Annotated in this window: 11 protein-coding genes; 4 read left to right on the top strand and 7 right to left on the bottom strand. The window is 63.6% G+C overall.

What is annotated here, in order from left to right; all coding sequences use genetic code 11:
* Window positions 1-7: 7 nt before the first annotated feature.
* On the bottom strand, window positions 8-1,819 hold the full coding sequence (locus AC1PLU_RS11440) for an EAL domain-containing protein (RefSeq protein WP_176340966.1): 1,812 nt from the start codon (window positions 1,817-1,819) through the stop codon (window positions 8-10).
* A 734-nt stretch (window positions 1,820-2,553) separates the two neighbouring features.
* Between AC1PLU_RS11440 and AC1PLU_RS11435 the strand changes: the two genes are divergently transcribed.
* The gene (locus tag AC1PLU_RS11435; protein ID WP_481106287.1) at window positions 2,554-9,210 is read left to right on the top strand and encodes an autotransporter-associated beta strand repeat-containing protein; all 6,657 of its coding nucleotides are present in this window, start codon (window positions 2,554-2,556) and stop codon (window positions 9,208-9,210) included.
* Window positions 9,123-13,589, top strand: coding sequence for an autotransporter-associated beta strand repeat-containing protein (locus AC1PLU_RS11430; RefSeq protein ID WP_481106286.1), 4,467 nt, complete (start codon window positions 9,123-9,125; stop codon window positions 13,587-13,589). Before AC1PLU_RS11435 ends, AC1PLU_RS11430 begins: the two co-directional genes overlap by 88 nt.
* A gap of 214 nt (window positions 13,590-13,803) precedes the next feature.
* Here AC1PLU_RS11430 and AC1PLU_RS11425 read toward each other — a convergent pair whose 3' ends face one another.
* The 6 genes from AC1PLU_RS11425 to AC1PLU_RS11400 all read right to left on the bottom strand — a co-directional run bounded on the left by AC1PLU_RS11425 (window position 13,804) and on the right by AC1PLU_RS11400 (window position 22,574).
* Window positions 13,804-16,653 (bottom strand): S8 family serine peptidase, encoded by a 2,850-nt coding sequence (locus AC1PLU_RS11425; protein WP_481106285.1) that lies wholly within the window; start codon window positions 16,651-16,653, stop codon window positions 13,804-13,806.
* A 787-nt stretch (window positions 16,654-17,440) separates the two neighbouring features.
* On the bottom strand, window positions 17,441-18,115 hold the full coding sequence (locus AC1PLU_RS11420; protein WP_481106284.1) for a hypothetical protein: 675 nt from the start codon (window positions 18,113-18,115) through the stop codon (window positions 17,441-17,443).
* 411 nt (window positions 18,116-18,526) lie between these two features.
* Window positions 18,527-19,906, bottom strand: a complete 1,380-nt coding sequence (locus AC1PLU_RS11415; protein WP_481106283.1) for a sensor histidine kinase — start codon at window positions 19,904-19,906, stop codon at window positions 18,527-18,529.
* The gene (locus AC1PLU_RS11410; RefSeq protein WP_481108514.1) at window positions 19,903-20,589 is read right to left on the bottom strand and encodes a response regulator transcription factor; all 687 of its coding nucleotides are present in this window, start codon (window positions 20,587-20,589) and stop codon (window positions 19,903-19,905) included. The genes AC1PLU_RS11415 and AC1PLU_RS11410 overlap by 4 nt, the downstream gene beginning before the upstream one ends.
* Before the next feature lie 142 nt (window positions 20,590-20,731).
* Window positions 20,732-21,703 carry an aspartyl/asparaginyl beta-hydroxylase domain-containing protein gene (locus AC1PLU_RS11405; protein ID WP_481106282.1) on the bottom strand — a complete coding sequence of 324 codons (972 nt, stop codon included), beginning with the start codon at window positions 21,701-21,703 and terminating at the stop codon, window positions 20,732-20,734.
* Window positions 21,704-21,767: 64 nt separating this feature from the next.
* On the bottom strand, window positions 21,768-22,574 hold the full coding sequence (locus AC1PLU_RS11400) for a MipA/OmpV family protein (RefSeq protein ID WP_481106281.1): 807 nt from the start codon (window positions 22,572-22,574) through the stop codon (window positions 21,768-21,770).
* Between the two features lie 305 nt (window positions 22,575-22,879).
* On the opposite strand from AC1PLU_RS11400, the gene AC1PLU_RS11395 reads away from it, so the two are divergent.
* Window positions 22,880-23,041, top strand: a complete 162-nt coding sequence (locus AC1PLU_RS11395; RefSeq protein ID WP_229015252.1) for a hypothetical protein — start codon at window positions 22,880-22,882, stop codon at window positions 23,039-23,041.
* Between the two features lie 138 nt (window positions 23,042-23,179).
* The gene (locus AC1PLU_RS11390; protein ID WP_481106280.1) at window positions 23,180-24,697 is read left to right on the top strand and encodes an FAD-dependent oxidoreductase; all 1,518 of its coding nucleotides are present in this window, start codon (window positions 23,180-23,182) and stop codon (window positions 24,695-24,697) included.
* Window positions 24,698-24,761: the final 64 nt, after the last annotated feature.

Below are 24,761 nucleotides of genomic sequence, written 5' to 3'. Positions count from 1 at the left end.
GCTGCGGTCACGGCAGTCGCTGCGCGGCCAGCGCCTGCGCAACGTAAGCGGCCACCAGGTGCGCTTCCATCGGGCGGGAGAGCAGATAGCCCTGCGCTTCGTCGCATCCCCAGCTACGCAACAGCGCGATTTCGTCGGCATGTTCGATGCCTTCGGCCACGGTGCGGTAGCCCAGCGCATTGGCCAGCCGCACCACCGCCTCGGCGCGCATCTGCATGCCGGCCTTGGTGGCAATGCCGGTGACCAGCGAGCGATCGAGCTTGAGCACGTTGACCGGCAACTCGGTGAGGTAACCGAAGTTGCTGTAGCCGGTGCCGAAATCGTCGATGGCCACGCTGACGCCGGCATCGCGCAGTGCGCGTAGCCGAGGAACTGCTTCCACATTGCTGCGCAACCAGCGGCCTTCGGTGATTTCCAATTCGATCCGCGAGGTGGGGATCGCCAGTTCCCTGCAGCGATTGATGACATCCGCAGCCAGATTGAGGTTGCCGAAATCGCGTGAAGACAGATTGATCGAGATCGAGAAATCCAGCCCTTGCGCCCGCCACTTGGCCAGCTGCACCAGCGCGGTTTCGATCACCCAGTTGGTGACGGTGCACATCAAGGCGGTCTTTTCGAACAGCGGAATGAATTCGTCCGGGCCGATCGGGCCAAGACTGGCGTGGTGCCAGCGCAGCAGCGCTTCGAAGCCGGTCACCGACAGGTCGGCAAGGTCGATGCGCGGCTGAAACACCAGCCGGAAATCGCCGGCGTCCAATGCACGTTCTGCGTCCAATGCCAGGCGGTAAGAGCGTTGAATCGCATCGTCGTGCAGGGCGCTGTACCAGCACACGATGGCGTGGTTGTTGATCGCATCGCCCAACGCCACCAGCCCCTTGCGCATGACATCGTTGGTGTCGGGTTGCTGCGGCGCAAAGCGCACAACGCCGGCGTGAAAGGTCAACGACATCGGCACGCCGGCCGCATCCATCGGCTGATGCAGCATGTCCCGCAGATCGAGCAACAGGTCTTCCATTTCGTCGGGCGCAGAGTTCAACAAAAAGAACGCAAACCGCATCGGTGCCACGTGATACACGGTGGCCTTGCCACGCAGTGCGCGGGTCAGCACGTAGCTGGCGTGCCGTATCAACTCTTCCAACGGTTGCATGCCCAGCGCCTGGCGTGCTTCGTTGGCGGCCTGCGTGTCGTAGACCTCGATGAACGAGGCGATGGTCGGCACGCAGTGGCTGCCGAAGGCGAGGGCATCCAGATCCGATTGCAGCTGACGCGCATTGAGCAGGCCGCTATGCGGCTCGCGACGGCCGGCGCCGAATTGCAATTCAAGTTGCGCGGCGGCCACGTTGGCGAACATCAACAGTTGCTGATGCTCCTGGCTGGCCAGATGGCGCTCACGCGTATCGATCACGCACAGCGTGCCGGAGACGCCGGTTTGCGGCGTGCCGACCGGCACACAGGCGATGAAGCGCGCCGGCAACCCCGGGAAGGCTGCATCGCCGAGCTGAATCGGTGCCAGCGCAGAATGGCCGATCAACTCCGAAACGCCGTTGGCGGCGGCATTGACCTGGCAACACGACGCGATGGCCTGTTCGACATGGCCGATGCTGATGCCGCGCGCCGCCAGTACACGCAAGCGGCCGCCTTCGGTAATGGTCAGCGCAGCAGCGGGCGCTACCAATGCATGGCAGACCAGGCGTGCGATTTGATCGAGCGGCTCCATCCCGCCCAGGTCGATCGGCACTCCTGACCAGTCGGCATGCCGTTCCTGCGTTTTGTTGTCCAGAGCAAGCGTCATGTCATCAGAGTCCGTGTTGAAGATCACACACTGCATGGCTACTAGTAACAAACGGGAGTCATCGGTAGGTGACGAAGAACTGGAATCCACGCCTCATCGGATATCCAACGTGATGCCTGGAAAAAACGGTAACACGGCAGCGAGCTCGGCATCATCATTTGGCAGTTATCTGGGGCATACAAATACTCCATTCCAGCGACCTGTGCCGTCCGTAATGCAGTGGTATTAATCGCACAAACGATTGCATGACAAAAAATCCGATCACTGGTGCGATATAAGCAGAACCTTGCAGTGCAGCATCTGGAGATAAACGAGAAATTTACTGTTCGGCCCGCTATACGCGCTGAACCACTGCATCAGTCCGCTTCGAATATCCAGGCTCATCCAATCGAATGCCGCGCAGAACGTGGAGAACTGCCCGTTTTGAAGTTGAGGTTGACGGAGCAAGGAACGTGCGCTGTTCCGGATGAGCCACGCAGTTTCCGTCAGCGAGCCGGAGCAAACCAGTCGACAGTTTGTATGTGTGTAACGGATGAGTTTATGGTTAGTGATATTCAGCACAGTTTCAGTTGTGCGGCTTCGCCTATTAATCGCATCAGGTTCGGTATCGGGATTGGTATTAATCTCCGTCGCGTTTGAACTATCCGGGATGGAGTAGCGAGCGCTGCTTTAAACCGGCTCAACCATTAATCAACTCGCGTCTTTGAAGGCGCGTGCATGGGCACGCGTCGGTCTTGGCACGGCAATCAGGGGGCAATGAAATGAATCGTGCATTTGCGCTGGTCTGGAACGCAGCTATTGGCAATTGGGTCGTCACGCATGAGTTGGTGCGGCGGCGGCGCAAGTCCGGGGCAACCCGCCGTTGTCTGTCGAGCCTGGTTGTGCTGGCGGTGGGGGCCGCCGCACCCGGTCTGGCCTGGGGAGCATGCACACCTGCATTACCTGCAGCGGGCGCAACGGTTACCTGCTCGGGATTGCCGATCACCAGCAATAGCTTCGCCAGCAGTGCAAATAACCTGACCGTCAACGTCGCGGCCGGCTCGCAAATGACCGCCGGGTTGCTCGGCGGCACCGCCATCGCGCTCAGCGGCACCAACGCCACGCTCAACAACGGCGGCACGGTCGATCCGTCGGTGCTTGGCTTGCTGTCGGTACTAAGCACCGGCGTCACCATGGGCAATGCCACCTCCACATCGGTGATCGCCAACAATCTTGCTACCGGCACGATTTACGGTACCGGCGGTTTGCTCGGTGCCAACCTGCTCAATCTCGACGGCATGGCGCTGGGCATCACCTCGGCCAGCAATGGTGTGGTGCAGATCAACAACGCTGGCCTGATCGATAGCCGTGCGTTGCTGGGTTTGTCGGTCCTGGGCTCGGACACACCGGTCATCGCGGTCAGCGGTGGCGGCACGGTCAACGCCGTCAATACCGGCACCATCAACGGACGCGTGGGCTTTCAGAGTTCGGCCACCGGCAATACCTTCGTCAACTCCGGCACCATCAACGGCAGTGTGTCGATGGGTGCTGGCAGCACCAACAGCTTCACTGCGGTCACCAGCGGCAGCGTCAACGCAGCTGGCGGACTGGCGCTCGAACTGCTGGGTCCCGGCGGCTTGCTGAGCTTCGCGCAGACCGGCGTGGTGGATGGCGGTGCAGGCGGCACCAATACGTTGATCCTGCAGAATTCGCCAACCGGCACCGGCACTGGCAGTACCGGTGTTGGATCGCTCAGCACGGCGCAGTACATCAATTTCGGCAGCCTGCGCGTCAACAGCGGTACCTGGTCAGTCGGTGGCGGCAGCAACTTCGGCAGCAGCGCGCTCAATGGCGGCGTGCTGCAGTTCGCAAACCCTGCCCAGCTCGGCACCAGCATCGCTGCCAATGGCGGTGCACTGGAGGCCACCGCCGCAGGGTTGACGCTGAATCCCACCGGCGGCATCGCGCTGGGTGCGGGCGGCTTGACCCTGCAAGGCGCCAACGGCCTGACCGTCGCCAGCCCAATCACCGGCACCGGTGCGCTGACCAAGACCGGCACCGGTGCCTTGGGTTTGACCGGTGCCAATACCTTCAGCGGCGGCGTGAACCTGCTCGGTGGCGCGCTGACCGTCGGCAACAACGGCGCGCTGGGAACCGGCACCGTCAACGCATCTGCTGGCAGCCTACTTTCAAGTGCTGCAGTCAACTTGCCGAACGCGTTCGTACTCAACGATTTCATCGGCATCGGCGGTGCCAACAACCTGCGGCTTGGCGGCGGTATCAGCGGTGCCGGGGCGCTGAACAAGATCGGCACCGGCACGCTGACCCTTGGCGGCACCAATACCTACGCCGGTGGTACCTCGCTGGGCGCCGGCACCGTGCTGCTGGAAACCTCCGGTGCGCTCGGCACCGGCACGGTGACCGCAGCGGGCGGGCTACTGGATACCACTGCTCCGCTGACATTAAACAATGCATTTGCGCTGACCAACACCCTGGGCCTTGGTGCCAGCAGCAACGCGCTGACCTTGAGCGGCACGCTTGCCGGTGCCGGTGGCATCAACAAGACCGGCACCGGCACGCTCGCGCTCAACGGCACCAACACGTATACCGGCGGCACCACGTTGGCGTCGGGCGCGTTGCAGCTCGGCACGGCCTCCGCATTGGGAACGGGCGCATTAAATGTCACTGGCCCGGCCAACCTGAGCACCGGCGCTGCGTTGACGGTGGCCAACGGCATCAACCTCGCAGGTCCGTTGAACTGGACCGGCGCGCAGGCGCTCACGCTCAGCGGTGCCATCACTGGCGGCGGCAGTTTGATCAAGAGCGGTGCGGGCGACCTCACGCTGACCAACAGTAATGCCTATACCGGCGGTACCACGCTGAGCACCGGGCGGCTAGTGGTCGGCTCCAACGCGGCGCTGGGCACCGGCACGCTGACCGCCAGTGGCGGCGTACTCGATGCGACCACAGCGGCAACGCTAGGCAATGCCATTACGTTGAACGACACCATGGGCGTGGGCAGCAACGGCACTGCCTTGAACTTGACGGGCACGATTGGCGGCAGCGGTACGTTGAACAAACTCGGCACCGGCACACTCACGCTCGGTGGGCTTAATACCTATGCCGGCGGCACGCTGCTCAATGCCGGCGTCCTGCAGGTGACCAATGACGGATCACTCGGCAGCGGTGCATTGACCGTTACCGGTAATGCCAGTCTGCAGGGCACGGTGCCTACCACGGTGGCCAACGATATTGCGCTGACCACCGGCGCGCTCAGCCTCGATGGCACGCAGGCACTGACCCTGAGTGGCGATATCAGCGGAGCAGGCAGCCTGATCAAATCCGGCAGCGGCGACCTGACGTTGAGCGGCAACAGTCTGTACACCGGCGGCACCACGCTCGGTGCCGGTCGCCTCACGGTGGGCAGCGACACCGCACTCGGCGTTGGTGCACTCAGCGCTGCCGCCGGCACCACCTTGGACAACGCCACGGTGAGCACGCTCGCCAATGCCATCGCACTGGCGGGCCTAGTCAATGTGGGTGGCAGCAATGCGCTGACGCTCAATGGTGCGATCACCGGCGCCGGCAGTCTCGACAAGCTCGGTCCGGCCAGTCTGACATTGGCCGGCAACAACACCTATGCCGGTGGTACGCGCTTGTCTGCAGGCAGTCTGCTACTGGGCAGCGATACGGCGTTGGGCACAGGCACCCTCACCATCGGCGGCGGTCTGCTCGACAGCACCGCAGCACGCATCGTCGATAACAACGTGGCACTGGAAGCGGATCTGCAACTTGGCGGCAGCCAGGATCTTGCGCTCAACGGCGTTGTCAGCGGCGTGGGTGGGGTGATCAAGGACGGCGGCGCCACACTCACCCTGGGTGGACCAAACAGCTTTGCCGGCGGCGTGGATCTCAATGCAGGCGCGTTGCTGATCGGCAACGCCACTGCACTGGGCAGCGGCGTGCTGACAGCAGCCGATGGCACGCAGCTGCAAGCCACCACCGCAACCACGATCGGCAACGATGTCGCCTTGAACGGCGCGCTCTCGCTTACCGGCAACAACGATCTTGGCGTGACCGGTATCGTCAGTGGCGCAGGTAGCCTGATCAAGCAGGGTGCTGGTGCGCTTACGCTCTCCGGCAACAATCTCTACACCGGTGGAACTGTGCTGGACACCGGCACCTTGGTGGTCGGCAGCAACACTGCACTGGGCACCGGCGCACTCACTGCTGCCGATGGGACGCAACTCACTGCCAGCACTGCAGTGACGTTGCAGAACGCGCTCAACGTTGCCGGTCAACTCGGCATCGATGGCCAGGACCTTACGCTCGATGGCGTGATCGATGGCGCCGGCAGCTTGATCAAGAACGGCCCCCAGACGCTCACCCTCACTGGCAACAATACCTGGGTGGGCGGCCTGCAATTGCAGGGCGGCGCGTTGCTGGTCGGCAGCGATACCGCACTGGGACTAGGCACGCTGACTGCGGCGGCTGGCACCACGCTGGATGCCACCACCGCAGTGACACTGGGCAATGCGCTCGCATTGAACGGCGCGTTGACGCTGCCCGGCACGCAGGACACCACGCTCAATGGCGTGATCAGCGGCATCGGCAGTCTGGATAAACAAGGCGCGGCCACGCTGACCTTGAACAACGCCAACAGCTTCAGCGGCGGCGTTGCGCTGGATGCAGGGCGTGTGGTGCTGGGTAACGACACTGCGTTGGGGGTAGGTGGCCTGCTGGTCGGCGGCGCTGCGGAACTGGATACCAATGCAGCGCTGACGCTGGGCAACACGGTGCAGTTGAATGATCAGCTCACCCTGATCGGCAGCAACGATCTGACCTTGAACGGTGCCATCAGCGGCACCGGTAGCCTGATCAAGAATGGCGCCACCACGTTGTCGCTCAATGCAGGCAACACGTACGCAGGCGGCACCACATTGGCTGCGGGCACCATTGCAGTCGGTGCAAACGATGCACTCGGTACCGGCAGCCTGTCGGTCGTCGGCAACGCGGCGTTGAGCAATGCGATCGCGGTGGCTTTGGGCAACGACATCGCACTTGGCGCAGCGCTCACCGTGGACAACGGCGCAGACATGCTGGTCAGTGGCAACATCAGCGGTGCAGGCGATTTGATCAAGACCGGCGCCGGGACCCTGACCTTGAATGGCAGCAACAGCTACACCGGCCCGTTGGCGATTCAGGCCGGCACGCTGGTGGCCAGCACCGGTGCGGCGCTGGGCAATGCGAGCAACGTCGATGTCGCGGCGGGCGCGGTGTTGAATCTGACCAACGGTGGCCTGATCACCGCACTCAGTGGTGCCGGCAATGTCGATACCGATGCAGGCGGCACGCTGCAATTGGGCGGCGGCGATTTTGCCGGCAGCCTGGGCGGTGGCGGCAATCTGGACAAGGTCGGCGTGGGCACAGTGCGCTTGCTCGGCACCAGTGCGATCGGTGGTGCCACGCAAGTCAGTGGCGGCACCTTGGATGTGATCGGCAGTCTCGGCACCAGCGCGTTGAACGTTGCGCTCGGCGGCACGCTGACGGGCACCGGCACGAACGGCAGTGTGGCCAGTGGCGTCACCATCGGTGATGGCGGCCGGCTTGCGTTGACCAGTGGCTCCTCGCTGAGCGTGGGTGGCTTGTCGCTGGCACCGGGCGCATTTCTCGATGTCGCACTGGCCGCGCCGAGCAACACGCGTCTGCTTGCAGTCAATGGCGATCTCACCCTGGACGGCACACTCAACATCACCGACATCGGTGGCTTCGGCACCGGCGTGTATCGCTTGATCGATTACACCGGCCTGCTCACCAATAACGGGTTGGCATTCGGCGTGATTCCCGGCAGCGTGGATCTGAGCCAGCTCGCCTTGCAGACCGCCATCGGCCAGCAGCTCAATCTGGTGGTCACCGCGCCGGGCAGCATCGTGCAGTTCTGGGACGGCGTGCAGACCACGGCCAATGGCACCGTCGATGGCGGCGCCGGCACCTGGGGCGCGGCCACCAATTGGACCAGCCAGGACGGCACCGCCAACAGCACCTGGCAGGGCGATTTTGCGGTGTTTGCCGGTACCGCAGGTGCGGTGGGCGTGCAGGGCACGCAGAGCATCGGTGGCCTGCAGTTCGTCGCCGACGGCTATCAGTTGACCGACGCCGGCGCAGGTGCGCTGGACGTGGTCGCCCCGTTGACCGCAGTGCGTGTGGACCCGGGTGCAACTGCCACGATCGACGTCGCGATTTCCGGCGTTGGTGGCGTGGAGAAACTCGACACTGGCACGCTGGTGCTCGACGCGGCCAATAGCTACACCGGCGGTACGGCACTCAGCGGCGGCACCCTGGTGCTCGGCGACGCGCAGGCACTCGGCACCGGCACGTTGACTGCGGCAGCCGGCACCAACCTCGATAGCAATCAAGCAGTGGCAGTAGGCAATGCGGTAGTGCTCGGCGGTGCGCTCAATCTGGTTGGCAGTAACGATCTGACCTTGTCGGGCCCGATCAGCGGCGCGGGCAGCTTGATCAAGAATGGTGCGTCCACGCTTACGCTCGATGGCGCCAACAGCTATGTCGGCGGCAGCGTATTGAACGCAGGCACGTTGGCAGTTGGCAGCAACAGCGCGTTGGGTGCCGGCAGCCTGTCTGTGCTGGGCAATTCCACCTTGAGCAACGCGATTGCGCTGGCCTTGGGCAATGCAGTCAATCTGGGTGCCGATCTGACCATTGCCAGTGCAGACGATCTGGCACTGACCGGCGCCATCAGCGGTGCCGGTGCGTTGACCAAAAACGGGTTGGGCACACTGACCTTGTCCGGCCCCAACAGCTTCACCGGCCCGGTGGCGGTGCAGGCCGGCGTGCTGGCGACCGCTGTACCGGGTGCGTTGGGGAATGCCAGCGCAGTGGATGTCGCGGCAGGCGCCGGGCTCTCGTTGGGCAGCAACACGGCGTTGGGTGCAGTGACCGGGCAGGGGAATGTCGCGATTCTTGGCGGCAATACGCTGCAGCTGGGCGTCAACAACGTTACTAGCACCTTTGCAGGTAGCCTCAGCGATGCCGGCAATCTGGAGAAGGTGGGCGCAGGCACGATGCAGCTCACCGGCACCAGCACGCTCGGCGGCGCAACGCAGATCACTGCAGGCACGCTGGATGTGGATGGCGTTCTGGCCAGCACTGGCGGTGTGACCGTCGCAACGGGCGGCACGCTGAGCGGTAGCGGCGAAGTCGCTGCACCGGTCACCGTCAACGATGGCGGCCGTCTGGTGGTGACCAGCGGTGCGGTGTTGACCACGGGCACGTTGACCTTGCGCCCAACGCCAGCATCGATGCGTTCCTCGGTACGCCCAGCACCACGGGTGTGTTGGCGGTCAACGGCGATCTCACCCTGGACGGCACGCTCAACATCACCGACATCGGTGGTTTTGGAAATGGCGTGTATCGCCTGATCGATTACACCGGCGCACTGACCAATAACGGGCTGGGCTTCGGCACCATTCCGGGCACGATCGATCTCACCCAGTTGACGCTGCAAACCGGGTTGTCGCAGCAGGTCAACGTGGTGGTCTCCGCACCCGGCACCAACGTGCAGTTCTGGGATGGTGCGCAGACGCTGGCCAACGGCAGCATCGATGGCGGCGCAGGCGTGTGGACAGCGGGTCCGACCAACTGGACCACGGCCGATGGCTTGCTCAACAGCGACTGGCAAAACAGCTTCGCCGTCTTCGCCGGCCCGGCGGGCAACGTTGGCGTGCAGGGCACACAAGGCATCACCGGGATCCAGTTCGCCAGCGACGGCTACGTGCTGAGCGATGCCGGCGCCGGTGCGCTGAGCGCCAATGCGGCCACCACCATCGTACGCGTCGATCCGGGCGCCACCGGCACCATCGATGTGAGCATCGGTGGCACCGGCACGCTGCAGAAACTCGATACCGGTACATTGATCCTGGGCGCCGCCAACACCTACACCGGCGGCACCGCACTCGGTGGCGGCACGCTGGTGTTGGGCGATGCACAGGCATTGGGTACCGGTACGCTGACGGCGGCAGCGGGCACCACGCTGGATACCGATCAGGCACTGACGGTCGCCAATGCGCTGGATCTGAGCGGTGCACTCACGCTGGCGGGCAGCAACGATCTCACCCTGACCGGTGCGATTGGCGGTGCCGGTGGCTTGATCAAGAACGGTGCGACCACGCTGACGCTCAGCGGCAACAACAGCTATGCCGGCGGCACCGTGCTCAGCGATGGCACCCTGGCGGTCGGCAGCAACACCGCGCTGGGTAGCGGCGGTTTGTCGGTGACGGGCGATGCGGTGTTGAGTAATGCGGCTGCAGCAACACTGGGCAACGCGGTCACGCTGGGCGCTGCGCTCACTGTCGATAATCCGGCGGATCTGATCCTGGCCGGCGACATCAACGGCAGCGGTGCGCTGATCAAGACCAACAACGGCACGCTGACGCTCGATGGCAGCAACAGCTATACCGGCGGCACCACGCTCAACGCAGGCACGCTGGTAGGCGATAGCGCAAGCTTGCAAGGCGCGATCGTCGACAACGCGACCCTGGCGTTCAACCAGGTGGCCGATGGTGTGTTCACCGGCTCGATCACCGGCACTGGCACGGTGATCAAGGATGGCGCCGGCGCTCTGCTGCTCAACGGTGCGAATGGTTACACCGGTGGCACTACGATCGTTGCAGGGACGTTGATCGGCGACACCATCAGCCTGCAGGGCGACATCGCCAACAACGCGGCCCTGGTCTTCAATCAGGCTACAGGCGGCGTGTATGCAGGCACAGTCAGCGGCACTGGTTCGCTGGAAAAGGCCGGCACAGGCGTGTTGCAGTTGATCGGTCCCAACAGCTACACCGGCGGCACGGTGGTCAGTGCCGGCACGTTGATCGGCAACACCACCAGCCTGCAGGGCAACGTGGTGGACAACGGCACGCTGGTGTTCGATCAGGCTACTGATGGCGTGTTTGCAGGTGCAGTCAGCGGCACGGGGAGCGTGATCAAGCAGGGCGCTGGCGCGCTGACGCTCGACGTCGCCAACAGCCATGCCGGTGGCACCACGCTTGCCAGCGGCACGCTGGTGCTTGGCGATGCGCAGGCATTGGGTACCGGCAGCTTGACTGCGGCAGCAGGCACCACCTTGGATACCGATCAGGTATTGACGGTGAGCAATGCAGTCAATCTGACAGGTGCAGGTGCACTTGCGCTGGCAGGCAGCAACGATCTCGCGCTGACCGGCCCGATCACGGGCGCTGGTGGTTTGATCAAGAACGGTGCATCCACGCTGACGCTCGATGGCAACAACAGCTACACCGGTGGCACCACGCTCAACTCCGGCACGCTGGTAGGCGATAGCGCAAGTTTGCAAGGCGCGATCGTCGACAACGCGACCCTGGCATTCAATCAGGTGGGCGATGGTGTGTTCACCGGCTCGATCACCGGCACTGGCACCGTGATCAAGGATGGTGCCGGCGCTCTGTTGCTCAACGGTGCGAATGGTTACACCGGTGGCACCACGATCGCTGCAGGGACGTTGATCGGCGACACCACCAGCCTGCAGGGCGACATCGCCAACAACGCGGCCTTGGTCTTCAACCAAGCCACCGGCGGCGTGTATGCAGGCACAGTCAGCGGCACCGGTTCGCTGGAAAAGGCCGGCACTGGGGTGTTGCAGTTGATCGGTCCCAACAGCTACACCGGCGGCACGGTGGTCAGTGCCGGCACGTTGATCGGCAACACCACCAGCCTGCAGGGCAACGTGGTGGACAACGGCACGCTGGTGTTCGATCAGGCCACCGATGGCGTGTTTGCTGGCGCCGTCAGTGGCACCGGGAGCGTGATCAAGCAAGGTACGGGCGCGTTGACGCTGGTCGCTCCCAACACCTATAGCGGTGGTACCACGATTGCCAGCGGCAGCCTGATCGGCAACACCACCAGTCTGCAAGGCAACATCCTCGACAACGCGGTGCTGGTGTTCGATCAGGCTGGCGCCGGTACGTTTGCCGGCAACATCACCGGTAGCGGTGCGTTGATCAAGACCGGGGCCGGTGCACTCACGCTGGATGGCGTCAACGCCTATCTCGGTGGCACCACCATCGCTGCTGGCACGCTGGTCGGCGATACTGACAGCCTGCAGGGCAACATCGCCAATAACAGCGCGCTGGTGTTCCAGCAGACCAGCAATGGCACCTACGCAGGGACGTTGTCGGGCACTGGCAGCCTGCTCAAGGATGGTGTTGGTACCTTGCTGGTCACCGCAAACAGCAGTGGCTTCACCGGGCCGACCACGGTCGCCGCAGGCACCTTGAGTGTAGGCAACCCGGCCAATCCGGGCGCTGCGTTGGGCGGGCCGGTCACGGTAGGCCCGGGCGGCACGCTTACCGGTAGCGGTAGCGTCGGTAGCCTGAGCTCGGGCGGCACCGTGGTGATCGGCGGCACCGCCGGCACGATCAGTGTCGGCGGCAATGCCACGCTCGGCAATGGCTCCACCTTGCAGGTCACGCCTGGCGCAGGTGGCGCGGTCACACCCATCAGCGTGGGCGGTGCGGCCACGCTGGCACCTGGCAGCACTTTGCAACTGGTGCGTGCGACGGATCTGCCGTTGTTTACCGAAATTCCGGTCATCAACGCCGCTGGCGGGCTCAGCGGGCAGTTCAGCAACGTTGTTTCCGACTACGCCTTCGTCGAGCCGAACGTCAGCACCAGCGCCACGGCGTTGTCGGTCTCGTTTGGGCGCAACACCGTGGCCATGGTCGATGCGGTCACGGTGCCAAACCAGCAGGCTGCCGCAGCTGCCGTGGATGGCTTGCCGACCACCAACCCGGTCTATCAGGCTGTGGTGCGCTTGCCCGACGATCCGCAGGCGATCAGCACCGCGTTTGCCTCGCTGTCTGGCGAAAGCCATGCCAGCACGGCCACCGCGTTGCTGGATAGCCGCTTCCTGCTGAGTGGCGTCGGCAACCATCTGCGTGGCGATAGCCAGGACGCGCGCGTGGGCGACACCACGGTATGGATCACCGGTCGCAGCCTGCCCAATCGTGTCGATGGCAATGCCAATGCGGCCTCGGTACGGCGCGAGGACAACGGCATCATGGCCGGTGCAGAACGGCGCATCGGCGAGCGCAGCGTGCTCGGTATCGCGGTCGGTAATCAGGACATCGAAACCCGCTCGCGCGAGTCCTTCGATCGCTCCGATATCGATGGCACCCATGCCGGCATCTACGGCCAGGCCGATTGGTCCGCGTTCGCGCTGCAAGCCTCGGTCGACTATGCCGATTACAGCGTGGACAGCACGCGTCGGGTGATGCTGCCCGGCGTGCTCGAAGAGCGGCTGAGCAGCAATTACGATGCGAAGGCCATCACCGTGTCGCTGGAAGCAGCATGGAATCTGCGCACCGGCAACGCGGTGTACACCCCCTTCATCGCAGCCGACTACACGCATCTGAAGACCGATGGTTTCAACGAGCGCGGCGGTATTGCCGGGCTGTCGGTGGACAGCGCCAAGGACGAGTACACCACCAGCACGGTGGGTGTGCGTGGGCGTTGGCAGCTGGGCCAAGCGGCAGGGTTGTATGCGTCGGTAGGTTGGCGGCACGCGTTCGGCGACCGCGCTGTGGAACGTTCGGCTGGTTTCATCGGCACCGGCTCGCAGTTCTCGGTGCAGAGCGTCACCCTGGCGAAGAATGCGGTGGTCGGCGAATTGGGCGTGAGCCTGATCACCTCGCCTGCCAGTCGCCTGTCGTTGTCGTTGCAAGGACTCAACGGCGATGGCCAGACCGCGTACGGCGGCCAGGTCACCTGGGGCTGGAACTTCTGATTCACTGCAGACCAAAAAGCCCCGGCACTGCCGGGGCTTTTTTTTGGCCGATACCAAGGCACGCACGTACAGCGTCATGCTTGCACTTGCACTTGCAGCGCACCCGCAATCGCTGGTCGGCCGCGTCGGCAACCGCAGCGTGGGCGTCGTGCATGCCGACTCCGCGTACCGGCCATGCAGCCTTGCGGCCACACTGCCGGTCTGCAGCCGGCGCTTAGAACTGCCAGCGCAGGCCGACATTGGCGTTGATGCTGTTGGCATCCGACCGACCACGCTCGGCACCCACGTTGCCGTAGATGGAGAACGCATCGTTCACCTGGTAACGCACACCGACCGAGGCACGTAGCGATTGCTTGGACACCGGCTCGCCGGCGACGTTGAAGCGCGCTTCCGGCAAATCGGTGAACCATGCGGTGAAGTCGGAGTTCGGGTTGCCGAACAGCGAGCGGTAGGCAACCAGACCATCGAAGCCCCACTTGCCGCGCGTCAGATGGCCACGCACGCCCACTTCGCCGTAGCCCGCGCGCAGCGTGTCGCTATTGGCACTCAAGCCCAGGCCGGTGGCCGATGCTTCGCTGAAGGCATCCTGCTTCTGGCTGACCACACCGACGGCGACGAACGGCGACAAACCCGCGTGCGGCAGCAGGCCGAGTTCGGCGCGCAGCGACCAATTGGTGTCGTGGCGACGATCCTGCAGACGCTCGCCGATGCTGCCGGCCTGCACGGTACGCTCGGTTTCCACATTGCTCATGCCATACGAACCGATGCCCGAGAGGTAGGCCTGGCCGATCGGCTGATACAGATACGCCGTCATCGCATAACGGTCCGAGCGCAGACGGCTGGCCGAGGCATCGATGTTTGCGCGATCCTGACCCGAGCTCACCGCCGCACCCACGACCGTGCCGGCGCTGCCCATCGGCAGATCCACACCGAAGGTGGTGGACTGCTGGGTGTAATCGGCCGAGTCGAAACCGTTGCCGCCCAGGTTGCCGTCCAGATAGCTGCCCTGCATCCAGGTGGTCAGCGTGGTGGTGTCGGCCAGGTAGGGAAGGCGATCGGCAGCTACGCGCGCATCGTTGAGCGCGGACTGGAAGCCCAGCGTGCGCTCGATGCCGTGTACCTGGCCAGCCAGGGTCGGCAGCGATGCGGCAACCTGCGCATCGGTGGCCGCCAGCAGCGAGCCGGTGGCGCTGATCAAACCACCCAGATTGCCGGTGTCGCCCGAAGCCACACGCGTATCCAGCACCTTGACCAGCGTATCGGCCTGCGCAGCACCGTTGACCACCGGTTGCGGCGAACCGGCCGCTTGCGCGCTGGCAGCGGAGGCATTACGCGTCAGCGTGGCGGTGACGGTGGTGGGGTCGTAGGCGAGTGAGGCGGTCCAGAAGAAATTGTTGGCGTACTGCACGCGATCGAAGGTGCCCTGCAGGTTGCCCGCCTGGACGATCTTTTCGCTGCTGCCGACGGTGTAGCCAGCCGCTTCCGGCAGCAACAGCAGATTGCCCTTCAGGCTGGCCTGGCCGGTGACGGTCAAGCCCTTGCCCAATTCGAGTGCGGTGGTGCCGGTGTTGTTGACCAGGCTGTAGTTACCGTTGATCACACCGCCGTGCGATTCGAACGTAGCCGAGTTGAGCACGATCACATCCGAGCGCAGGCTGCCGGACAGTGCGAGCACGCCGTCGCTGACGCTGGTGCCGCCGGTGTAGGTGTTGTTGCCGCTGAGCGTGAGCTTGCCGGCGCCGTTCTTGGTCAGGTTGCCCGCGCCGGAAATGTCGTTGCTGAAGGTGCTGTCGTAGCCGGAGGTCACGTTCGCCGACCAGTTGTTGACGAACTGCGCCGGGCCGTTGATCGCCTTTGCAGCATTGACCAGGCCATAGCCGTACAACGCATCCACGCCCGGGTCGCCCAGGTCGGTAGCAGTGGTCAACAAGGTCTGCTGCAGGTTGGAGGCGCTCATCCACGGGTACACGCCCAGCACCTGCGCCGCCACGCCGGTGACCGCAGCGGTGGAGAACGAGGTGCCGGCGATCTGGCCCTGCAACTCGGTGCCGGCCAGGGCCGGGGCGAAGTAGCTGCCCGGTGCCACCAGGCACCACTGCGCAGCGGCGCCGCAATGGTTGGAATAGCTGGTCAGGCCGGCGGCATTGCCGGCGCTGTCGATATTGATTGCGCCCACTGCCAGCCAATTGTTGCGCAGGCTGGCTTCCTGCACCGGGGTGGCCGCCGGGTAGGACGCTTCGGACGCACCTTCGTTGCCGGTCGATGCCACGATCAGCGCATCGGCCTGCACCAGCGGGGCCAGTGCGAACTTCCAGGCCAGCGCGGCGTTCGCGCTGCTGGCAGCATCTGCATACGAGGCACCGATCGAAAGGTTGGCAATCCGCACGCCGGCAGCCGCCAGATCCACCGCGGCGCGGCGAGCCTGCTGGGTGCCGCAGGAATTTTCGGCGCAGATGCGCGCATAGAACAGGTCTGCATCCGGTGCGATACCGCCGGCAAAGCCGTCCTGCGCCGACCCCAGCACCAGCGCCGAGATGACCGTGCCGTGGCCGCGCAACGCGTTCGCGGACGACTCCGGCGTGCCGGGGCTGGCGGTGTAGTCATTGAAGCTGTCGACCTTGCCGCTGATCGGCGCGTAGCTCGGCACCAGGTTGTCGTCCAGCACGGCCAACTTCACGCCCTGGCCGCGGGCACCGGCTTGCTGTGCCAGATCCGCGTTGGTCGGCACCAGCAGGTTGCTGCCCAGGCCCTGGTAACGCGCCGGTGCAGGAGCAGGCGAGGGCGCCGGTGTCGGAGCGGGAGCGGTCTTGGGCAGCGGGTCGGCCGTGGAGGTTTCCGGCGGCGCCGGCGTTGTGGGGGGCGTCGGGGTGGCAGGCGCCGTCGGCATGGGCGTCGGAGCCGGTGCCGGTGTCGTCGGAGTCGCAGGTGCAGGCGTGGACGGCGTCGGGGCCACGACGGTGGTCTGCGGCGGGTCGCTGCGGACGTTGCCGCCACCGCCACCGCCGCCACAGGCGGTCAGGACGAGGCAGGATGCGATGGTCGTTGCGAGTAGCGAGCGATTCATAGTTTGTTTAATCCGGTCATTTGGCGCGCCGCTACTGCTGAATATCTGAATTTGGCGCAAAGGTTTCCCACGTCAGCGGTCGTGCCGACGGAGGCATTTAATTTCACGGGTTATTCACTTTATTCGTCGCCGATCCGTCCCTTCGGATAAGCGCCGCTTAGAACACGGGGAATGCAGTGATGCATCCAATCGTGTGCTTGCGAGATTGTTTAACGGCGCTATCCAGAAACTCTAAAACCTGAATGGTCAGTTGCAATTCAGAGAAAAACCGAGTCGATAGACATTTGCGAGTTAATCCATAGCCAGAAATGATTAGAACGCCGCTAGCGAGCTCTAGTACAGAGGAAAGTCGGAGCGAACGCGACCGTAAAACATCACATTTCTCAAGGGGCGGCAATCCTAAATGCGATTGCTATCGCAGTGAATCAGGGATATACCTCAAGCTGTCGGTAAATCCCTCACGTGCTGTAGCGGATTCTACCGTAAGTTAGTGAATCTAACGGACTCTGCCGTATGAGCGGCGAATGATTTTTCCCGGGATATAAAAGCAGCAGGATATTTATCGCCGATCAATGTTTAAATTATTATATCCATTCGAATTTATACTAAGCAGCCACAACCAATGGAATCGATTGTGCAAAATTCAATGGTTTTGGCATGTCAATCAGCCTAGATTTCTGTATGGGCAGCCAGGGTGATTCGAGTGTTTGCTCGATAGAAGCCGAGTCTCTTCAGGCAGGAAAAACGCCGTTGCTGCTAGCGAATAGGCGCTTTTTTAGTCCAGCGATCAATCGGGCAATAAAAGGTTAAAGCCCAGCGTCACCCACGGCGTGTGGTCTGCACCATGCTGATATCCGGCCAGCAGATCCACGCTGGAACGGTCGCCAAACAGGCGCCGCAGCCCAGCCTGCTTGCCGAAACCGCCACGGTCGTCGCCAAACGCCTCGGCCAGCACCGTCCAGGCGGGGCCGAGCGTGTGCTCCACGCCCACACTTGCCGTCAGCGCCATCGCCGCGCCGCGGGGCGTGTTTGCGCCCACGTTCAGATGCAGCAGGCTGCGCCGGTCCGCATCCAGCGCAATGCTCACCGGCACATTGAGGATCAGCCCATCCAGCCGCTGCCGGCGCATGTCCCAGTTCGCCCCCAGCGAGGCACCCACGCCCCAGCGCTGCTGGTCCAGGTCGCGAAACAGCCGCTTCACGCCCAGAGCGGCGATATCGGCCCGGGGTTGGTCGCTGAATGTCGACAGCCCCAGGCTGACTTCGTTGCCGGCCCAGGTGCAGGCAGGCACGGCGGTCAGTTCGCGCCCCAGGCGGGAGCCACGTAGCCAGGTTTCCACCTGGCAGCGTCCTTCCGGGGTCAGGGCGGCATCGTCGGTGGTCAGGCTGGCGGCGGCCTGCGCACGGAACGCAAGCACGGACGCAGCTGCCAGCAGCAGGGCGGGGAACAGCTTCAGGGACATCGGCACTCTCCAGGGTCGGAGCGCCAAAGACCGCGCTTTGGGTCTAGCTGGATTGTGTGGGTAATGCAGGCAATGCGTGGGCGCAAGCGCACGCGATGAGCCCCGCCCTGTGCGGACGGAGCCGACCTTGGGTCAGGATCCGTCGGCGCAGGTGCCGCGACGCAATCGACTATGACTGTCCAAGGAGCAGGCCTCTGGGGTGGGGGACGAAAAACGTGGCGCATGATGCCTGCAAGGCAGTGACGAGCGCAATCGGTGGAGCGCATCGGACAAGGACCGCGTGGCGATCTGGTAAGCGCCTGCACCGGCTTCCCGGCTATCGGGGAATCGCGGTAGCAGCGTCGCCTGGCAGACCATCAGTTCAATGCGTCGCTGACAGCGCACGAACGCGAGGTCTGCAGCGGCTCTCGGTTACGGATTGAAATCGATCATCGCCAGGGTTCCCTCGGCGATGGTCGACTCCAAATGCAGGCGCCAGCCGAAGCGCTCGCAGATGCGCTGGGTCAGGAACAGGCCCAGCCCCGAACCGCCGCCTTGCTTGACCGAGTGTTTCAATGAGGCGGTGTAACGCTCTGCCGCCAGCGCGGTATCGAAGCCTTCGCCCGAGTCGCGGATGCAGAGCGTGTGCTTGATCAGCGAGACGCGGATATCGCCGGCATAGGTATGGTCGGCCGCATTGCGCAGCAGGTTGCCCACGGCAATACGCACCATCGATTCGGATGCATGCAAGATCAGCGGCTCTAGCGCATCGATGTGGAACTGCACCGGCTTTGCCGAAACCAGATACAGATGGTCCTGGACCAGATCGGGAAGCAGGCCGTGCAGGACGGTGATCTCCTCGCGCTCGGCAGGGGTTGGTTCGCGCGAAAGATACAGCAGCGCTTCCATGATCTGCTTGAGGTTGCCCACGGCTTCGTCGATGCGATGCAACGGCCGCTGCGCGCGCTCCGGCAACTGTTGCTTGTGCAGCACATCGGCCGCGCCGGAGATGACGGCCAGCGGCGTGCGGAATTCGTGGCTGGCCTGGTCCAGCAGACTGCGCTCGCGTTCGATCGCGCGCGCTACACGTTCCAGGTGCGCGTTCACCTCACGCGCAATCGTATTGAGCTCGCTCTTGCGGTAGTCGGTGGGCAGCCGTTGCGCGGGTTGCAGCGGGTCCAGCTGCCGCATGCGCCGTGCCAGGTCGGTGACCGGCCGGGTCAGACTGATAAAGAGCCACCAGATCACCAACGCGATCATCGCCAGATTCAACAGCATGAACAGCACGCTCACTTGAACGCTTTCGTTCTGCTTGTCTTCGAGCTCGGTCATGTCGATGCTCATGACCAACCGCCCTTGCGGCAACGTGGTGATCAACACCGAGTAACTGCGATCGGGCCGTGTCTGGCCCGGGGGTTCAGCGAACGGCCCCCAATGCGGTTGCAGGATGTTGATGAACTTCCTGGTCAGGAACGGGGCTCCCTTGGCGGCTTCAAGATCACCTTCGCCGTAGTAGCCAGGCGCCAGCGCGGCGAAGAAGGCCGGCATTCCTGCGGGGAGTCGGGCAGGATCTGACACTAGCCAGCCCTGCACCGGGCCATCGGTAGGAAGCGCGCTTTGCAACTCGGCCACAGGCAGGTGCGCAATGCTTTGCGTGCTCGAGGTGAGCAGCTGTTTCCAGATCGGAGCTTCGATCAACTCCTGGCTCAAAAACCCTTGAACCGCCAACCCCAGGGCAAGCATCGCGCCGGACACGATCAGGCTGCTGCTGATCAGCCACTGCAGACTTCCCAGGCGCCCGCCCAATCTCATCGCGTCCCACCACCCAGGCGATAGCCGACACCGGTGACGGTGTGCAGCAGTTTGTGTTCGCCGCCCTGGTCCAGGGCGCGCCGCAACACATGCATGTGGGAACGCAGCAGATCGCCCTCGGGCAAGGCGTCGCCCCAGATCAGGCTTTCCAGTCGATCGCGACGCACGATTCTCGGGGATTCGCGCATCAGCAATTCCAGCACGTTGCGCAAGGTGCTGGAGAGCACCACGCTGCGCTCGCCGCGCGAGACCTTCAGGCTATCCAGGTCGAAGCGCAAATCGTCGACCTGCAGCAAGTGACTCGCTGTTGCTGCATTCGCGCTGGCTCTGCCCACCATCACGCGCAAGCGCATTTCCAGCTCCGGCAGCGCGACCGGTTTGACCAGATAATCGTCGGCGCCGTTTTCGAACCCGAGCAGCTTGCCCTCCAGCTGATCCTTGGCAGTGAGCATGATGATCGGCGTGCGGCAGCCATGGTCTTCGCGCAACGTGCGCAGCACGCTCATGCCATCCATGCGCGGCAGCATCCAATCCAGAATGATGGCGTCGTAGCGATTGCTGATCGCCAGATTCAGGCCGGAGTTGCCGTCGGGCGCAGCGTCGGGTTGATGTCCGCATGCCTCCAGATAATCGAAGATATTGGCCGCCAGCGCACGGTTGTCTTCGATGATGAGCACCTGCAATACCTGCGCAGGCTGGATCGAGCTGGAGGTCATCGCATCGGTGTTTTTCAGGGTGGGAAACATCATACGCAGCATCGTCTCCATGCACTCGACCAGCTCGCGCAACAGGCGGCCGATCGATGCCAGCAGGGCAGGGAAATGCTCAAACATGCAGTAGCCAGCGCCCGGCACCGATCACGCCGGCAAGGCTTGCCAGCGCAACGCTGAGCAACAGCAGATTGATCGCCCACTTGATGGCGTTGTAGGTCGGCCGATGCCGCGCACGCAGCTGCTTTCCACGCGCCATCAGCGGGCTGATCCAGGTGAACAAGGCGCTCGCCGGGCCGCGCTTGTCGCGCGTGTCGTTGGGTGTCATCGCGGCACGTGCGAGCTGGCAGTACAGCAGGTTGAACAGCCTTCCCGGCCAGCGCATCGGCCTGGCGACGTCGCACATGAGGATCAGGCGCGCAGCATCGGTGTCGTTGCGGACGAAATGCAGATAGGTTTCATCGAAGATGAACGCCTGGCCGTCGTGCCAGGCACGCGTCTGGCCATCGACGTCGATGAAGCATTGCGCGGCATTGGGCGTGGCCAGGCCCAGGTGGTAGCGCAACGAGCAGCCCAGCGGATCGGCATGCGGTGTGAGCCCCGAATGCGGCGGCAGGATCGCGAACATGGCGGCCTTGATCTGCGGATACTGCGCCAGGATCCGCAGCGTCTGCGGGCAGCTGGCACGCGCCGATGCATGCGTGTAGCCATACCAGCGCAGGTAATAGCGGCTCCAGCCATATTTGTAGAACGTGCGAAATCCCACATCGAACGACGCCACCGAGCCTTCCCGGCGCGCCTCCTCAAAACTGCCGCCGGCCTGGATCGCCAGTGCCTCGTCGCGCATCACTTCCCAGTGTTGCGCGAGCGATGCCAGCGTTGGATAGGCGTCCAGCGCGACGAACGGGCCACGCGCTGCGCGTTTGGTGAAGGTGTAGAGAATCACGTTCGGCAGGGCGAACACCGGCCAGCTCTTGCGCAGGTATTGCTTCAGGCTGGCATAGCGCGCTCGACCGCGATACCGGTAGACGTAGGTCATCGCTGCGATCCAGCTCGCCACCAGGCACAGCAAGGTCCAGGCGATCATGCTGCGCTCGCGCCCAGGCATCGCTTACATTGCCGCTGCATGGCGGCGGTATGGCCCGGTGTCATCAAAAGCCCCTGGAAAAACCGATCAACACCGTGCCGACGCCGTCGGTATCGGGTTCGAGCAGCGGGCTATCGCTGAGCTTGCTAGGCAACACGCTGTATTGCAGGCGCGTCATGAACTGCCAGCGCTTGCCGATCGGTCGTACGTAACTGACACCCACGGTCGGCACGGTGGCCGAATCCGGCTTGTAATCCACCACACCGCGCGCGACTTCTTCGTCCAGCGTGCCGTAGTAGTAATTGGCCATGTCCTTGGAGAGATGGCTGATGCTGACGCTGGGCGTCAACCGGCCGCGTCCCACAGTGATGGGATAGCCGTAACGCGCAGTCAATTCGTAGCCTTCGCTGGTGCCGGTCACGTCGGCTTTGGCCGTGAATTCGAATTCGCCTGCCGCGCCTTCCCATGTACCGACCAGACCCAGGTCCAGACTGTCGTCGCGATCTTCCAGCAACGTGCGATCGATGCCGTTGCGCGCCAATTCCTCGCTACCCAGATCGTCTGCCGCCACGCCATCCATGCGTAGCGCGGCAATCGCATCCAGGCTGAAGGTCTCGCTTTTGACGATGTGGTATCCGCCGGTGATACCGCGCAAGAACACCCGCTCGCCCTCGAACAGGATCAATGGCACCGGGTTGATCCGCGTGCCCTCACCGGCGAACGGGCTATCCGAGGCAATCGCGCCCAGGCCCAGGCCCCAGCGATAAGGCGATTGTTCGGCCAGCGATGGGTCCGCTTGCGGTGTGGTCTGCGCTGCGGCGAGAGAGGGGAGTGCCAACAGGGTGGCGAGGAAGAAACGGGAATGCGTCATGGGGAGGCTTCAGTGGGAGAGGGCAGCGCCGCCGCTGTGCCGACCCGCGGTCGAGCAGGGAGCGATGGCGCGGCAACAGCGTGCGTCATGCATGTCGGCCAAATGTCGGCAGTGCAGCAGTGGTGCTTGCGACGTTCCACCGACATCGGCGTGGCAACGTGCAGCGCAATCGCACTGCGTCCTACGCCGTCTTGCTTGCCACCACGCTGCTTCGCCTATGGAGTTCGCCATGACCGCTTTCTGTAGTTGCCTGTCGTCTTCATCGCCGATACCGCCGTATGCGAGATGAGGCGACGATCCTGACGTTGGCGCTGAAGATTGTTCCTGTTGCCGAAGCGGCCGCCTGGTTTCATCACGACCCGATTCGCGAGCTGGGAGGTAAGACGGCAGCCGAACTCGCCGCGCGAGGTCATTCCGCCCAGGTCGTCAGGTTTCTGCAGTCGGTTCTGCGCGGCGAACGCGACTGAAAAGGATGCAGAGCGCGGCCTTGCGCACCGGCCGGGCCAAGCCGGCAGCGCCGGCTGAATATGTGCTACTTGCACTCTTTTTTCGATGGGCCTAAGCTGCCGTCAAATTAAGTGCATATTGCACATATATGGATGGCCATGAACGACGACAGAGACCTCGATGTGCTGATCTGCGGCGCCGGTGCCGCCGGCCTGACCCTGGCGCTGGAGCTGGCGCGCCGGGGCGTGAAGTTCCGCTTGATCGACAAGATCAGCGAGCCGTTCGGTGGCTCGCGCGGCAAGGGCATCCAACCGAGAACGCTGGAGATTTTCGAAGACCTGGGCATCGCAAACCGACTGGTAACCGTGGGCGGCCCGTATCCGCCTGAACGCAGTTATGCTCAGGACGGCAGCTACACGGACGCCGAACCCGATCGTGCGGAGCCGACCATGACCGAGCCGTTTGCGCAGCCATTGATGGCTCCGCAATTCCTGACCGAGCGCGTGTTACGCGAGCGTCTCGCCGAGTTTGGGCATGCCCCGCACTATGGATGCGAGCTGGTCGGACTGGAGCAGGACGCCGCCGGCGTGAGCGTGCAGCTGCGCGATGGCGGCGGCGCGCAAATGATCCGCAGCCGCTACCTGGTGGCAACCGATGGCGGCCGCAGCGTTGTGCGACACGCACTTGCCATCGAGTTTCCCGGCAAGACGCTGGGCGTGCGCGCAATCGTGGCCGACGTGGTCATCCGTGGTCTGGATCGAGCGTATTGGCACCGCTTCAGCCAGGCGTCGATGCAAATCCAGATTTCGTTCTGCCCGCTGGCCGGGACCGATTGGTTCCAGATCCAGGCACCGGTGCCGCTGGAAGGCGAAATCGATCTGTCGGTCGGCGGCCTCAACGCGATGATCGCCGAGCGCATCGGCGACACCGCCATCCGTGTCGAGCAGGTGTTCTGGGCATCGGCATATGCGATGAACGCGCGACTGGCAGACCGTTATCGCGTTGGACGTATTTTGCTGGCTGGCGACGCCGCACATATCCATCCACCGACCGGCGGGCAGGGGCTCAATACCAGCGTGCAGGATGCCTACAACCTGGGTTGGAAACTGGCTGCGGTGGTGCGCGGTGCGTCCGAGAGCCTGCTCGACAGCTACGAGCAGGAACGCCGGCCAATCGCTGCCGCAATGCTGGGACTGTCGGTCAAGTTGCTCGATGCTGCCAAACAGGGCGACTTGCGCCGCGGTCGGCAGACGCAGCAACTGGACCTGCACTACGACGCCTCTGCATTGGTGTGGCCGACCACCTCTACGACCGCCATCGCCTCCGGTTGGCGCGCACCGGATGCACCCTTGCTTGGCGCGGCAGGGCAGGCAACGCGCCTGTTCGAGCTGTTCAAGGGACCGCACTGGACGTTGTTGGCTTACCAGATCGCTGCACACACGCTGCCGTGTTATCCGGGTGTTCGCAGCTATTCGATCGGTAGCAACGGCGATCTGCAGGATCCGGGCCAGCAGATCGAACGCGCCTATGGGCTGGTAGCGGGCGATCTGGTGCTGGTGCGACCGGACGGCTACGTTGCCCTCACCGGCCGCATCGAGGCAACGCAGCGCATCACCGACTACCTGCACACGACGGGTGTTGTTGCGACAGAGCATGCCGAATTCGAGTTGATGTGATCATTCGAATCGACAAGTGTGAAGCTCCCGCGCACTTGTCCTTCAGGTCGCAGAGATGACTGGG

This window comes from Xanthomonas sp. NCPPB 2933 (genome assembly GCF_056725225.1).
This window is presented reverse-complemented; position numbering and strand designations above follow the sequence as displayed.

Coding starts and splice junctions, on each gene's coding strand:
- AC1PLU_RS11405 (WP_481106282.1), bottom strand. CDS start 21,703: ATGATCGCCTGGACCTTGCTGTGCCTGGTGGCGAGCTGGATCGCAGCG.
- AC1PLU_RS11415 (WP_481106283.1), bottom strand. CDS start 19,906: ATGAGATTGGGCGGGCGCCTGGGAAGTCTGCAGTGGCTGATCAGCAGC.
- AC1PLU_RS11390 (WP_481106280.1), top strand. CDS start 23,180: ATGAACGACGACAGAGACCTCGATGTGCTGATCTGCGGCGCCGGTGCC.
- AC1PLU_RS11435 (WP_481106287.1), top strand. CDS start 2,554: ATGAATCGTGCATTTGCGCTGGTCTGGAACGCAGCTATTGGCAATTGG.
- AC1PLU_RS11425 (WP_481106285.1), bottom strand. CDS start 16,653: ATGAATCGCTCGCTACTCGCAACGACCATCGCATCCTGCCTCGTCCTG.
- AC1PLU_RS11420 (WP_481106284.1), bottom strand. CDS start 18,115: ATGTCCCTGAAGCTGTTCCCCGCCCTGCTGCTGGCAGCTGCGTCCGTG.
- AC1PLU_RS11400 (WP_481106281.1), bottom strand. CDS start 22,574: ATGACGCATTCCCGTTTCTTCCTCGCCACCCTGTTGGCACTCCCCTCT.